Below are 15836 nucleotides of genomic sequence, written 5' to 3' on the forward strand. Positions count from 1 at the left end.
GTTTCTGTTTTTTTTTCTGCCCACTGATTTTGTATATCTTTGCACCCGAAGAAGAAATAACGAAGATACTAAGTGCTAGTAACTTCACTTGTAAAGTCGTAAATCATAAATCGTAAATATAAAATATGATTCTTTTTTTCAGAACCCCATCCAAGAGCGTGATTGCCGTAGAATGCGACCACGAACTAACACAAGCAGAAAGCGACGAGCTCTGCTGGCTTTTTGGAGAAGCTACCTCCGAAAGTGAAGACAACCTGAAAGGACATTTTGTTGGTCCGCGCCGCGAAATGATTACTCCTTGGAGTACAAATGCCGTGGAAATCACCCAGAACATGGGTCTGAGCGGTATCGCCCGTATCGAGGAATACTTCCCCGTAAAGGATGAAAATGCAGATCGTGACCCGATGTTGCAACGTATGTACAATGGTCTGGACCAGAATGTATTCACAACGAACCGTCAGCCCGAGCCGATTATCTACATTGAAGACCTCGAGGCTTACAATGAAAAAGAAGGCCTGGCACTGTCTAAAGAAGAAATGGACTACCTCAAAAAGGTAGAAAATGACTTAGGTCGCCGTCTTACTGACTCTGAAGTGTTTGGCTTTGCCCAAATCAATTCAGAACATTGCCGTCATAAAATCTTTGGTGGAACATTCGTTATTGACGGAGTAGAGCAAGAATCTTCTCTCTTCCAGATGATAAAGAAGACTACCCAAGAAAACCCTAACAAGATTATTTCAGCCTATAAAGATAATGTAGCTTTTGCCGAAGGTCCGGTAGTTGAACAGTTTGCTCCGGCAAACCACGCCAAGCCTGATTTCTTCCAAGTAAAAGATATCAAAAGTGTTATCTCTCTGAAAGCTGAGACTCATAACTTCCCGACAACAGTTGAGCCTTTTAACGGTGCATCTACCGGTACCGGTGGTGAAATACGCGACCGTATGGGTGGTGGTAAAGGCTCTATGCCGATTGCCGGAACGGCTGTCTATATGACCTCTTATCCCCGTACAGACGAAGAACGTCCTTGGGAAGATATTCTTCCGGTACGCGAATGGCTGTATCAGACTCCTGAACAGATTCTGATTAAAGCTTCGAATGGTGCAAGTGACTTCGGTAACAAGTTCGGTCAGCCGCTGATTTGTGGTTCAGTACTGACTTTCGAGCACAAAGAGAATGAAGAAGTTTATGGTTACGACAAAGTAATTATGCTTGCCGGTGGTGTAGGTTACGGTACTCAACGTGACTGCTTGAAAGGTACTCCGGAAGCAGGAAATAAAGTCGTTGTTATTGGTGGTGATAATTATCGTATCGGTTTGGGTGGTGGTTCTGTATCATCAGTAGATACAGGACGCTATAGTAGCGGTATAGAATTGAACGCCGTGCAACGTGCCAATGCCGAAATGCAGAAACGCGCCTATAATGTAGTACGTGCCCTCTGCGAGGAAGAAACTAATCCTGTAGTCTCCATACACGACCACGGTTCTGCCGGACACGTTAACTGCTTGTCAGAGTTAGTGGAAGAATGCGGTGGAGTGATCAACATGGATAAGTTGCCAATCGGTGACAAAACCCTGTCTGCCAAAGAAATCATCGCCAATGAAAGCCAGGAACGTATGGGCTTGCTCATCCGTGAAGAAGCTATCGATCATGTACGCCAGATTGCCGAACGTGAGCGTGCTCCTATGTACGTAGTAGGTGAAACTACCGGCGATCATCGTTTCTCTTTCCAACAAGCTGACGGTGTTCGCCCGTTTGACCTTGCCGTAGAGCAAATGTTCGGTTCTTCTCCTAAGACTTATATGATTGACAAGACCGTAGAACGTCACTATGAAATGCCTAAATATGAACTTTCACAGTTACACGAATATCTGACCAACGTACTTCAGCTGGAAGCTGTTGCATGTAAGGACTGGTTAACGAACAAAGTAGACCGTTCAGTAACCGGTAAGATTGCCCGTCAGCAGTGTCAGGGAGAACTCCAGTTGCCCTTGAGCGACTGTGGTGTGGTAGCTATGGATTACCGTGGAGAAAAAGGTATCGCTACCTCTTTAGGACATGCTCCGCAGGCTGCGCTTGCCGATCCGGCTGCCGGCTCTATTCTTTCTGTAAGCGAAGCATTGACCAACTTGGTTTGGGCACCGCTTGCCGAAGGTCTTGACAGCGTATCACTTTCCGCCAACTGGATGTGGCCTTGTCGCTCACAAGAAGGTGAAGATGCACGTCTCTATACCGCCGTTAAAGCGTTGAGCGACTTCTGCTGCGCATTGCAAATCAATGTACCGACCGGTAAAGACTCACTCTCCATGACTCAGAAATACCCTGACGGAAGTAAAGTAATTGCTCCCGGTACTGTAATCGTTTCTGCCGGAGGTGAAGTTTCTGACGTGAAGAAAGTTGTATCTCCTGTTCTTGTTAACAATGAAAAGACAACTATCTATCATATAGATTTCAGTTTTGACCAATTGAAGTTAGGTGGCTCTGCTTTTGCACAGTCATTGGGCAAAGTGGGCGAAGAAGTACCTTGTGTACAGGATGCAGAATACTTCCGTGACGCTTTTCTGGCTGTACAGGAATTAGTAAACAAAGGTTTGATCCTTGCCGGACACGATATTTCAGCTGGTGGTCTTATCACCACATTACTCGAAATGTGCTTCTCTAATGTAGAAGGCGGTATGGAAATAGAACTGGATAAAATCAAAGAACAAGATCTTATCAAAATTCTGTTTGCCGAAAATCCCGGTATCGTAATTCAGGTAAGTGACAAGCACAAAGAAGCTGTTAAGGAGATATTGGAAGATGCAGGCGTAGGTTATGTGAAACTCGGCAAGCCGACAGACGAACGCCATATACTTGTATCTAAAGATGGCGCAACCTATCAATTCGGTATTGACTATATGCGCGATGTTTGGTATTCTTCTTCTTATTTACTCGACCGCAAGCAATCTATGAACGGTTGCGCCAAGAAACGATTCGAGAACTATAAGATGCAACCGCTGGAAGTATCGTTTATGCCCGACTTTAAAGGCAAGTTCTCACAATACGGTATTGATCCTAACCGTCGTACTCCTTCGGGTATTCGTGCTGCTATTATTCGCGAAAAAGGTACCAATGGTGAACGCGAGATGGCTTACTCGCTTTATTTGGCAGGCTTCGACGTAAAAGACGTCACTATGACCGACCTTATCAGCGGACGCGAAACACTGGATGATGTAAACATGATTGTTTACTGTGGTGGTTTCTCCAACTCCGACGTTCTCGGTTCCGCCAAAGGATGGGCAGGAGCATTCCTCTTCAATCCGAAGGCTAAAGAAGCTCTCGACAAATATTATGCGCGTGAAGATACTCTTTCACTGGGTGTTTGTAATGGTTGCCAGTTAATGATGGAACTTAACCTGATCAACCCTGAACATAAGAAAAATGGCAAGATGCTTCATAACGAATCTCATAAGTTTGAATCAAGATTCCTCGGACTTACTATTCCTACTAACCGTAGTGTGATGTTCGGTTCATTAAGTGGTAGCAAGTTGGGTATCTGGGTAGCACACGGAGAAGGTAAGTTCTCTTTGCCTTACGATGAAGATAAGTATAATGTAGTTGCAAAATATAGCTATGACGAATACCCTGCCAACCCTAATGGTTCAGACTATTCCATAGCTGCCTTGGCAAGTACCGACGGACGTCATCTTGCTTTGATGCCTCACTTGGAACGTGCTATTTTCCCTTGGCAGAATGCTTATTATCCTGCCGACCGCGTAAACAGCGACCAAGTTACTCCTTGGATCGAAGCATTTGTAAACGCACGTAAGTGGGTAGAAAACAAGAAAAAGTAAACAAAGTCTTATATTTTACAAGTTTCCGGCAGGCGTGGGTTTATCAATAAATCCACGCCTGCACTGTTTTTATACATCTTCGTACTCTTTCTTGCTTTTATCAAACAAAATCACTACTTTTGTGTTAATTTTACAATTCCCCCTATTCACATCAACACTCTAAACCAATTCGACAATCATGAGAAAGTTATTCTTTTTCTACATACTGCTACTACTTCCACTTATAAGTGTAGCACAGACATATAAATACATCGGAGTAGAAGATGGGTTAAGCAATAGACGGGTATATGCCATACAAAAAGATCACATAGGTTACATGTGGTTTCTTACCCATGATGGTATCGACCGTTATAACGGAAAAGAGTTCAAACAATATAAGTTAATGGATGGCGATGAGGAAGTAAATTCAATGATGAACTTGAATTGGCTTTATATTGACGTCAAAGGAACTCTATGGGAAATTGGTAAAAAAGGACGTGTGTTTTGCTATGACAGCAAACATGACCGCTTCCAATTGGTATATAAATTACCAGAAAGTGAAGTTAAAGGACGCCCTATACCTGTTTCTTATGGTTTCATTGACACCAACAATGTTGTATGGCTTTGCAATGAAGATGCATTGTATTTATACAATACAAATACTCAAAAAGTAATACTCATTAAAAATGAAATAGGCGAAAGCATCACAGATATAGCTCAAATAGATGCCACACACTATTTCATTGGTACCGATGTCGGTATTCATTATGCAACATTGAATAGCAATACCTTAATGTTGAGCCCATGTCCCAAATTAGACACATTAAAGATACAAATCAATGAAGTTTTTTACCACGAGCTCTCTAACAAAGTGTTTATAGGAACATTTCAACGGGGAATGTATGTATATGATCTGAATGAGCATGATATCATGCATTTAGATGCTGGTCTTATGGATGTCAGCATCAATTGTATACGTTCTTTTAATCCTGATGAAATACTCATTGCCACTGATGGTGCAGGAGTTTATAAGATGAACACTAAGACTTACGAATGCGCTCCATATATCATTGCCGATTATAATCGTTATAACGCAATGAACGGTAACACAATCAATGACTTATATATCGATGATGATCAACGCATCTGGATGGCAAATTATCCGATCGGAATTACGGTACGCAATAATCGTTATTCCGATTATAATTGGATCAAACATTCCGTAGGTAATCCACAATCGCTCATCAACGACCAAGTTAATGCTATTGTTGAAGATGAAGAGGGTGATTTATGGTTTGCTACCAACAATGGTATTAGTTTATATATGAGTAAAACGAACAATTGGCACAACTTCTTCAGTGTGTTTAACGTTGACAATCCTATTAAAAATAATACATTTGTATCACTTTGTGAAGTGTCTCCCGGCATCATTTGGGCAGGTGGTTACAGTTCTGGTATTTATCAGATAAATAAGAAGAATTTGTCATTCGATATTTTCAAACCCATCCCATTTGGAGGACCACATGGCCGTCCTGACAAATATATACGGGCAATAATGAAAACATCCGATGGAATGATTTGGTCCGGTGGATACTACAATTTAAAAGAAATCGATTTCTCAAACAAGAAAGTACGATATATTCCTGGACTTAATGGCATTACTTCAATCATAGAAAAAGATCCTGAACACATGTGGATTGGTACCGCTACAGGATTATACTTATTAGAAAAAAAGACCGGCAAATTTCAGGAGGTCAAGATGCCCGTCGAGTCTTTCTACATATATTCTTTAGCTCAAACTCCCGACAATTTATTGTATATTGGCACCAATAATGCTGGTTTGCTCATATATAATCCTACAAAGAATACATTCGAACATTTCCATAGAGATAACTGCGCTTTAATCTCAAATAACATTTACACTATTATATACGATAAAAAGAGAGATCTATTTCTTAGTACGGAAAATGGGATAACTTGTTTTAATCCGATAGAAAAGACATTCCATAACTGGACAAAAGAACAAGGGTTGAAAACTGACCACTTCAACGCCACTTCTGGTATTTTAAGGAAAAACGGTGATTTCGTATTTGGTAGCACGGACGGTGCTGTTGAATTCAGCAAAAACATGACACTGCCTCGCGATTATGATTTCAAAATGGTGTTCAGTGATCTACGGTTATTTTATCAAACTGTTTATCCGAAAGATGAAGATTCACCACTGGAACTGGATATTGATAAGACTAAGATCTTACAATTGAAATATAATCAGAATATCTTTTCATTGCAGGTATCATCTATTAATTACGATTACCCGTCACTTATTTTGTATTCTTGGAAGCTAGAAGGCTTTTATGATGGTTGGAGTCGGCCCGGACAAGAGAATGTTATCCGCTTTACAAACTTAAGTCCCGGTAAATATAAATTGCGTGTTCGTGCAATTTCTAATGAAGACCGCCGCGTTGTCTTGGAAGAACGTACAATGGATATCATTATTGAACAGCCCATTTGGTTCAGTATATGGGCACTTCTGTTGTATGCCATTGTCATCGTGTCTATTGCAAGTATTGCACTTCGTGTCATTATATTACGAAAGCAACGAAAAGTTTCTGATGAAAAAATACGTTTCTTTGTCAATACGGCACATGATATACGTACTCCGCTTACCCTTATCAAAGCACCATTAGAAGAACTTATTGATCACGAAGATCTGACCGATAGTGGACGTAATAACATGAATACTGCCTTGCGTAATGTGAATGCTTTATTGCGCCTTACTACTAACTTAATCAATTTTGAACGTGCAGATACTTATTCAGGAACTCTATATGTTTCCGAATATGAACTAAGCACTTATATGGAAGAGACCGTGAATGCGTTCCGTCCGTACGCAGATGTCAAGCATATCAACTTTACTTTCGAAAGTAATTTCCGCTATCTTAATATCTGGTTGGATAAAGATAAGATGGATTCAATCTTGAAGAATATAATTTCCAATGCATTAAAATATACTCCTGACGGAGGAAGTGTAAGCATATATGCCGCGGATACGGAAGACTCATGGAGTATTGAAGTAAAAGATACCGGTATCGGTGTTCCGGCTTCAGAGCAGAAGAAATTATTCAAGATTCACTTTAGAGGTAGTAATGCTATTAACTCTAAAGTAACAGGTAGTGGTATTGGATTGCTTCTGGTTTATAAACTTGTTCATTTACACAAAGGCAAGCTCAATTTCAACAGTACAGAAGGAAAAGGTTCTACAGTAAAAGTAACTTTCCCTAAAGGAGAAAGACATTATCGAAAAGCTATCCGACGTCCTAAACCAAATGCAGAAAGAGTGGTTTACACATCTTCGGGAGTACCTGTTAACGTTCCATTACCCACACCATCCGCTACAAATGGTTATGATGATACCTTGTCACAGACACAGGCCAACGATAAACGCTCAAAGTTGCTTATTGTAGAGGATAATGATGAATTAAGAGAATATCTGCGTAATACATTATCTGACCAATATATCATTCAGATATGTTCGAATGGCAAAATGGCACTTATTATTGTCAAAGAGTTCCAACCCGACCTAATCATTTCGGATATTATGATGCCCGAAATGCGAGGTGATGAGTTATGTAAAGTACTGAAAAATGATATTGACACCTCCCACATCCCTATTATCCTGCTCACAGCATTGAATAATGACAAGAATGTGATTGAAGGTTTGCAGGTAGGAGCAGATGAATATATAGTGAAGCCGTTCAATATCGGAATATTACGTGCTACTATTACTAACCTCTTGACTAACCGCGCCTTGCTACGTCGGAAATACGCTGATCTGGATCTAAATGACGATGAACATGACATAGAATGTATCAATTGCTCTTCTGACTTAGACTGGAAGTTCATAGCAACTGTCAAGAAACATGTAGAAGACAACTTAGACAATCCAAGTTTCAATGTAGATGTACTTTGTAACTTGTTGAACATGAGCCGTACAAGTTTCTATAACAAGATAAAGGCCTTAACGGACGAATCACCAGCAGATTATATCAGGGTAATTCGCCTTAAACGTGCTGCCCAACTATTGAAAGAGCAAAAGTATTCTGTCACCGAAGTTGCAGAAATGACTGGTTTCAGTGATGCCAAATACTTCCGTGAAGTCTTTAAGAAGCATTTTGAGGTAAGTCCCAGCCAATATGCAAAAGAAAACGGAAGCAAAAGTGATAAAACGATAGAGTGATAGTAGCGATAAAGTGATGAAAATGAATATTTATTTAGAAGCATTCACCATATTCTTCAAAATTGGAGCTTTTACTATAGGAGGCGGCTATGCCATGGTACCGCTTATTGAAAACGAAATTGTAACTAAACGAAATTGGATAGCCAAGGAAGATTTTATTGATCTGCTTGCCATCTCACAGTCAGCTCCGGGTATTCTTGCTGTGAATATATCAATCTTTATAGGCTATCGGTTGCGCGGATTACGAGGGAGTATTATTACAGCTTTGGGCACCATATTGCCTTCATTCCTCATCATCCTCACAATCGCATTGTTCTTCCATAATTTCAAAGATAATACGATTGTAGAGCGTATTTTCAAAGGAATTCGTCCTGCTGTAGTTGCATTGATTGCCGCACCTACTTTTAGCATGGCTAAATCAGCCAAAATCAATCGTTATACCATCTGGATTCCGATTGTTTCCGCCCTACTCATTTGGTTACTGGGCTTCTCTCCTATTTGGATTATCATTGCAGCAGGTGTAGGAGGATATTTTTACGGACGCCTACGCTGCCCGAAAAACTAAAAATTAAGGTTGCGCATTAATCACTAATCATTAATTACTAATTACTAAAATCATGATCTTCTTACAACTCTTCTATACTTTCTTTAAGATCGGCCTATTTGGCTTCGGCGGTGGATATGCTATGCTTTCAATGATACAAGGTGAAGTGGTAACTCGTTATGGTTGGCTCACTGCACAAGAGTTTACAGATATTGTGGCTATCAGCCAAATGACTCCCGGACCGATAGGTATAAACTCTGCTACCTACGTAGGATTTACCGCATCCGGCAGCGTATGGGGTTCCATAGTTGCTACCTTTGCTGTAGTGCTTCCATCTTTTATTCTAATGCTAACTATCAGTAAGTTCTTTCTAAAATATCAGAAGCACCCGATTGTAGAAGCTATATTTAGTGGACTTCGTCCCGCAGTAGTGGGTCTGTTGGCTTCTGCAGCTTTAGTACTTATGAATTCAGAGAACTTTAGCACTCCACAGAATGATATGTATTCGTTCATTATTAGTTGCCTCATTTTTATTGTAGCTTTTGTCGGCACCAGAAAATATAAAGCCAACCCTATACTGATGATTATAGCATGTGGCATAGCAGGACTTATACTATATTAAAAATGGCTACACCCTTTACCCCAAAAGGTGTAGCCATTTGGGGCAAAGGGTGTAGCCTTAGTACAGAAAGGGTGTAGGCCTATAATTTGATCTTTTTTCCCACTGACTTCGATTCATTATGCAAGCGGTCGAGCGCCGTTACTACATATCGATATTTCGTTTTTCCATTGTCATATGGCAACTTATAAAAACTATCACGAGTAATAGCTACGATATGAGAAGGATCATCCAAATTCACCTTTTCATTGGCATCGAAACGGTAAATAACGTATTGCACCGCACGATCCATTTCTTCTTTATACTTTGGGGCCGTCCAGAATAGAATATAGCCATCTGCCGTCCAAACCGGTTTTACTTTACGTACTTTTTCTGGTGCTTTATTATCCATAAAGTCGAAGACAGGGGGAATAGCAGGATATTTATGATATTCGGCTATCAGAGCATCCCTATATTTACCAGCATTTTCAACAACTGCACTTGCAGGCCACTGGCAACTACCGCCTATTGTTTGATATGCACGTTGCAAAGCCATCTTACGAGGAAGTTGATTCATTTTAGGATTAATCGGATCGACATTCTGCACCGTATTCATTACTGATTGACCAATAAACAAGGGACGGTTTTCTGAATTCTTAGCCCACCACTTCACCAATGTTTCGTAATCGGCAACCGGATGTCCTATTTGCCAATAAATTTGAGGAATATTATAATCGATCCAGCCTTCACGCGCCCACAGCAAAACGTCTGCATATAAATCATCATAATTCTGCAAACCTTTAGTTTTACTACCCAGCGGGTCACTGCTCTCATTACGATAAATGCCGAATGGAGAAACCCCAAACTTCACCCATGGTTTAATCTCACGTACAGTCTCGTGTATCTTCTTAATCAAAACGTTTACATTACTACGACGCCAATCTGCTTTATTGGTAAATCCCCCGCCATAACGAGCAAAGCTGGCATCATCCGGGAAATCTTTTCCTTTGGCAGGATAAGGATAGAAGTAGTCGTCCATGTGAATGGCATCCACATCATAACGAGATACGATATCGCTCACAACCATACAAATATGACGTCGGCTTTCAGGTAATGCAGGGTCAAAAAACAATTGGTCGCCATAAGTAACAAACCATTCGGGATGGATATTGTATATATGAGTAGGAGCTAACTCACTCTTTGAGGTAGTCTTTACACGATAGGGATTAATCCATGCATGAAACTCCATTCCACGTTTATGACATTCTTCAATCATAAACTGCATAGGGTCCCAATAAGGTTCCGGTACTTTGCCTTGTACTCCTGTAAGAAAACGGCTCCATGGTTCAAATTGAGAAGCATACAAAGCATCCGCTTCGGGACGCACCTGAAATATTATAGCATTGATACCTGCACCTTGCAAAGAATTCAACTGACCAATCAACGTCTTCTTTAATTGCTCAGTAGGTACACCACGAAACTGTCCGTTTACCGACTGAATCCAAGCAGCACGAAATTCACGTTTAGGATATGCAGACGCCTTCTGCATTTGCGCAAACATTCCTCCAGCCACTAATGACAGGAGGAATGCACATAAAAGGGATTTTACTCTCATTTTCTAGTTATAGTTTTACAATATACAAATTATTCATCTTCAAGGTTTATCCGACATAGGCCATTCTATCACGAAACGGCATCCATCCTGATAAGTGGAATCCCAATAAACACGTCCTCCCACCATTTCTGTTATTTCATGAGCGATAGCAAGTCCTAAACCGGAACCTTTTGTGAAAAGGTCTACTTTGAAGAAACGTTCAAAAATATGTTCAGCCTCTTCCGGTCTAAGTCCAATTCCCGTATCTTCTATCATGATACGCAATATCCGATGTGATTTATCTTCGCTACATGATATACGGATATAACCTTTCTCGGTAAACTTCACAGCATTATCCAGTAAAGACATCAATACGATCTTCAACCATGAATGTACCGTAAAAATGGTTGAAGTATCCACCATTGGCATGCACTCTAATTTAACCTCAGGTTTAAGGACAGAACGCAATTCACCGGCACACTCCCGGATGCATGCATCAATATTTACTACTTCCCTAGGTTTATCTACAGCCAAAGAATCCATATCTGCAATGATAAGTATATTCTCCATCAATCCTAACAGATAAATATTGTTACTCTCTACCTGAGCAGCATAATCTATTCTTTCGGGCTCATCAAGCCCTCCTTCAGACAATAACGTGGAGAAACCCACGATTGAATTCAGCGGAGTACGGATTTCATGTGTGATATGCTGAATAAAAGAACTTTTCACATGGCTCATTTTATGTACTGCCAAACGTGCGACTTTCAATTTACGATTCATTGAAAGTGTGCGAACATATAGATAGGTGATAATCAACAATAGCAAAAAGATTAAACCGCCTGCCACTAACGCTACCACTAATCTTTCACGGCTCAGTTTGGCACTTAATTCAAGCTTTTCCATCTTCAAACGATCCACCTCAAACTGGGCAGTATATTTGCTTAATTTATCATCCAACTCAGCAGTTCGAACAGAATCGTTTACAGTAGCATACAATGAATAGTTCCGGCACGCTGCATGATAATCACCTAATTGCTCTTGCAATTGGGCTTTCATATAATAATTGTAGGGATAACAAAGTCCTAAAGATTTCTGATAGTTCATAAGAGAATCTACATAGGCGATATTCTCCTTTAAATCTCCCAATATACGGCAGCACATAATTTTATAACCATACCATGCTTCCAGAGTAGAACTTCCGGGATTTTGCCGATAGTATTTATCGGTTTCCTTGATAAAAGGTTCCGCTGCTTCTTTACCTTTATTTGCAAGCAAGCTGATTACACGAAACTCACAGAAACGCAAATGAAGAGAAGGATCTATTGCTATCTTTTTCCGATTCATCTTATCTTCCAGTTGAGTCAATTTATTAAGATAATTTTCGGCATCAACATATTCACTGCGAGAAAGATGAGTCTGAATAATATTGAGTAGAACCACATTGGCATCACGATAATAATCACCTTCCTCGAAGAGTTTCAAAGCATTATTATAGGATTCAATACAAAGCTGCACATTGTTTCCAAAAACACGATGGTTATAACCGATACACATTTCGCCGCAAGCCAATCCGTATTTATCTTTTGCATTTTTAGCATCATCATGCAGTTTAGCAGTTTCAGCCATGGCCTCTTCCTGCATACCTTTCTCCGTCATACGCTGAATATACTGACGCCAAGATGTATAACGTTCTTGGGAGTAGTTGTATTTCTCACACCAATCCATATATTCATAAGTGTACTTCTGTAGGCTATCGATATCCCCTAATTGATAGTAATGCGAAGTCAGGTTGTTATAGGCATAAACAATCTGCGTCGTATCATTTTGTTGCTTTGCCAGCTTCATCCATCGAGCATTCACAGCAGGCAATTGTTTTTGCCCCAACATATTTATTGCGCTATCTGCCAGAATTTTCATTTCTCCATGAATATCAGTAGCTTGCAATACTAAAGGATAAATTCCCAGGATCAGTATTGCAAAAAACAATTTCGCATTATGCTTTATCATGTCCGGATAATTAAATAAGAGTTGAGGCGAATTTAATGCTTTTATTTAAAGTAATTTAGCAGTCAATTGAAAGTATAACAAATCTTAACCTTGCCAATGTTATGGATTTTTTCGCGGTTGTGGTTATCTTTGCCTCAAAAGCGAAGATAAGCTGCACCTCGGCATAAAAAATGAACGAGTTCATTTTATTCTGCTCTCGGTTTGCATTATCTTTGCATCCTAAATCACTTAAGTGACCCTGATATGGCAGAAAATACATCAATTATCATAAAAGGAGCTCGCGTCAACAACTTGAAGAATATCGACGTAGAGATTCCCCGTAATAAGTTAGTAGTCATCACTGGCTTGTCCGGTTCCGGTAAATCTTCACTTGCGTTCGACACTTTATATGCTGAAGGGCAACGCAGATATGTGGAAAGCCTCAGCAGTTACGCCCGCCAGTTTTTAGGTCGTATGAGTAAACCGGAGTGCGACTTTATCAAAGGAATTCCACCAGCTATTGCTATCGAACAAAAAGTCAGCAGTCGTAATCCACGCTCTACAGTAGGAACTTCAACTGAAATATACGAATACCTACGGTTACTTTATGCCCGCGTTGGAAAAACTTTCAGTCCTGTCAGTGGACAAGAAGTTAAGAAGCACTCGGCGGAAGACATCGTAAAGTGTATGTTGGAATATCCCGAAGGTACAAGGTATACTGTACTCGCTCCGGTCCTATTGCGTGAAGATCGTACCATGCAGCAACAGCTGGAGATAGATATGAAGCAGGGCTTCAATCGTCTGGAAGTGAATGGTGAGATGGTGCGTATTGATGAATATAAGCCTAAAGCTGGTGATACTGTTTTTTTACTAATCGACCGTATGGTGGCTTCTTCGGAAAAAGATTCCATTAGCCGCCTAACCGATTCGGCAGAGACTGCGATGTATGAAGGCGATGGTTCCTGTCTCCTGCGCTTCTATCAGTCGGATGGCAGTACTTGTCTTTATCGTTTCAGCACTAAATTCGAAGCAGACGGCATTACTTTCGAAGAGCCCAATGACCAGATGTTCTCTTTCAACTCCCCTATCGGTGCTTGTCCTGAATGCGAAGGTTTTGGTCGTGTTATTGGTATTGACGAGCATTTGGTAATACCTAACCGTTCCTTATCAGTATACGATGGAGCCGTAGTTTGTTGGCGGGGTGACAAGATGGGTGAATGGCGTGATATGGTAATACATGGTGCAGAAAAAGCCGGTCTCCCGATTTTTACTCCCTACTATGAACTGACTGACGAGCAACGCCGCATGCTGTGGGAGGGAACTCCCTATTTTGAAGGAATCAATGCTTTCTTCAAAATGGTACAAGAGAACCAATACAAGATACAATATCGCGTCATGCTTGCCCGCTATCGTGGCAAAACGCTCTGTCCGAAGTGTCATGGAACCCGTTTGAAACCGGAAGCCGGCTATGTACGTGTAGGCGGTCATAATATCTCTCAATTGGTTGATTTGCCGATCACTGAGTTAAAACTATTCTTCGACAATCTGAAACTGGAACAGCATGATGCCGATGTAGCACGTCGCATTTTATTAGAAATAAACAGTCGCATCCAATTCCTGCTAGATGTAGGTTTAGGCTACCTCACCTTGAACCGCTTAAGTAATTCGCTCTCCGGTGGTGAAAGCCAGCGTATCAATCTTGCTACTTCATTGGGTAGTAGCTTGGTGGGAAGTCTTTATATACTCGATGAGCCAAGTATCGGGTTGCATAGTCGCGATACAGATAAACTGATTCACGTACTCCGACAGTTACAACAATTGGGAAATACAGTGGTAGTTGTAGAACATGATGAGGAGATAATCCGTGCAGCAGACTATATCATCGATATAGGTCCCAAAGCAGGACGCCTTGGTGGAGAAGTGGTCTATGAGGGCGATATGAACGACCTGCAAAAAGACAGTAACAGCTACACTGTACGCTATCTGTTAGGTGAAGAAATCATCCCGATACCGGAACATCGCCGTCCATGGAACAATTATATAGAAATAAAAGGTGCTCGCGAGAATAATCTGAAAGGTGTAAATGTACGTTTCCCACTGAATGTGATGACCGTAGTAACCGGTGTCAGTGGTTCGGGTAAGAGTACATTGGTGCGCGACATCTTTTTCCGGGCTCTGAAACGCGAACTGGATGAATGCAGCGAGCGCCCGGGTGAGTTTGTATCTATTAGCGGAGACCTGCAGAATCTGCGCAATGTAGAATTTGTCGACCAAAACCCGATTGGTAAATCGTCACGTAGTAACCCCGTTACCTATATAAAAGCTTACGATGAAATCCGCAAGCTATGGGCAGACCAAGCACTTGCCAAACAAATGGGTTATAGTCCCGGTTACTTCAGTTTCAACAGTGAAGGCGGACGATGTGAAGAATGTAAAGGTGAAGGAACCATTACTGTAGAGATGCAATTCATGGCTGACTTGGTATTAGAATGTGAATCTTGCCACGGCAAGCGCTTTAAAGCCGATACACTGGAAGTAAAGTTCCATGATACCAATATTTTTGACGTACTGGAAATGACAGTAAATCAAGCCGTGGAATTCTTCACCAAACATGGACTGAAGAAAATTGTCAAGAAATTGCAGCCACTACAAGATGTCGGTTTAGGTTACATCAAACTAGGACAATCTTCCTCTACCCTTTCGGGCGGTGAAAACCAACGTGTAAAACTAGCATACTACCTCAGCCAGGAAAAAGCAGATCCTACTCTATTCATCTTCGATGAGCCTACTACAGGTCTGCACTTCCACGACATCAAAAAATTGCTCGAAGCATTCGACGCCTTGATACGTCGCGGTCACACCATCGTTATCATAGAACACAATCTTGATGTGGTAAAGTGTGCGGATTATGTGATTGATTTGGGACCTGAAGGTGGAGACAAAGGTGGAAATCTTGTAATATCGGGTACACCGGAAGAAGTGGCTGATTGCGCTGCCAGTTATACCGGGCAATTTCTGAAAGATAAACTGCAAGTAAACTAATTATCATGACATAATAATTCGTC

7 protein-coding genes are annotated in these 15836 nt (G+C 41.0%); 5 read left to right on the top strand and 2 right to left on the bottom strand.

What is annotated here, in order from left to right:
- The first annotated feature begins 125 nt into the window (after positions 1–125).
- The 4 genes from purL to Q1W14_RS12460 all read left to right on the top strand — a co-directional run bounded on the left by purL (position 126) and on the right by Q1W14_RS12460 (position 9212).
- Positions 126–3830, top strand: a complete 3705-nt coding sequence (gene purL / locus Q1W14_RS12445) for a phosphoribosylformylglycinamidine synthase (protein ID WP_300701842.1) — start codon at positions 126–128, stop codon at positions 3828–3830.
- A 178-nt stretch (positions 3831–4008) separates the two neighbouring features.
- Positions 4009–8046 (top strand): response regulator, encoded by a 4038-nt coding sequence (locus Q1W14_RS12450; protein ID WP_300701843.1) that lies wholly within the window; start codon positions 4009–4011, stop codon positions 8044–8046.
- 22 nt (positions 8047–8068) lie between these two features.
- Positions 8069–8611 (top strand): chromate transporter, encoded by a 543-nt coding sequence (locus Q1W14_RS12455; protein WP_300701844.1) that lies wholly within the window; start codon positions 8069–8071, stop codon positions 8609–8611.
- Positions 8612–8663: 52 nt separating this feature from the next.
- The gene (locus tag Q1W14_RS12460) at positions 8664–9212 is read left to right on the top strand and encodes a chromate transporter (protein ID WP_300701845.1); all 549 of its coding nucleotides are present in this window, start codon (positions 8664–8666) and stop codon (positions 9210–9212) included.
- Positions 9213–9291: 79 nt separating this feature from the next.
- On the opposite strand, the gene Q1W14_RS12465 is transcribed toward Q1W14_RS12460, so the two are convergent.
- The gene (locus tag Q1W14_RS12465) at positions 9292–10803 is read right to left on the bottom strand and encodes a family 10 glycosylhydrolase (RefSeq protein ID WP_300701846.1); all 1512 of its coding nucleotides are present in this window, start codon (positions 10801–10803) and stop codon (positions 9292–9294) included.
- A 39-nt stretch (positions 10804–10842) separates the two neighbouring features.
- Positions 10843–12792 carry a HAMP domain-containing sensor histidine kinase gene (locus Q1W14_RS12470; protein ID WP_300701847.1) on the bottom strand — a complete coding sequence of 650 codons (1950 nt, stop codon included), beginning with the start codon at positions 12790–12792 and terminating at the stop codon, positions 10843–10845.
- A gap of 243 nt (positions 12793–13035) precedes the next feature.
- On the opposite strand from Q1W14_RS12470, the gene uvrA reads away from it, so the two are divergent.
- Positions 13036–15813, top strand: coding sequence for an excinuclease ABC subunit UvrA (uvrA, locus tag Q1W14_RS12475; protein ID WP_300701848.1), 2778 nt, complete (start codon positions 13036–13038; stop codon positions 15811–15813).
- Positions 15814–15836: the final 23 nt, after the last annotated feature.

Source organism: Bacteroides sp. (assembly GCF_030151085.1).
Taxonomy (GTDB): Bacteria; Bacteroidota; Bacteroidia; order Bacteroidales; family Bacteroidaceae; genus Bacteroides.

Excerpts from the sequence above, each read along its gene's own strand:
- purL (WP_300701842.1), top strand. The coding sequence starts at position 126 with ATGATTCTTTTTTTCAGAACCCCATCCAAGAGCGTGATTGCCGTAGAA.
- Q1W14_RS12450 (WP_300701843.1), top strand. The coding sequence starts at position 4,009 with ATGAGAAAGTTATTCTTTTTCTACATACTGCTACTACTTCCACTTATA.
- Q1W14_RS12455 (WP_300701844.1), top strand. The coding sequence starts at position 8,069 with ATGAATATTTATTTAGAAGCATTCACCATATTCTTCAAAATTGGAGCT.
- Q1W14_RS12460 (WP_300701845.1), top strand. The coding sequence starts at position 8,664 with ATGATCTTCTTACAACTCTTCTATACTTTCTTTAAGATCGGCCTATTT.
- Q1W14_RS12465 (WP_300701846.1), bottom strand. The coding sequence starts at position 10,803 with ATGAGAGTAAAATCCCTTTTATGTGCATTCCTCCTGTCATTAGTGGCT.
- Q1W14_RS12470 (WP_300701847.1), bottom strand. The coding sequence starts at position 12,792 with ATGATAAAGCATAATGCGAAATTGTTTTTTGCAATACTGATCCTGGGA.
- uvrA (WP_300701848.1), top strand. The coding sequence starts at position 13,036 with ATGGCAGAAAATACATCAATTATCATAAAAGGAGCTCGCGTCAACAAC.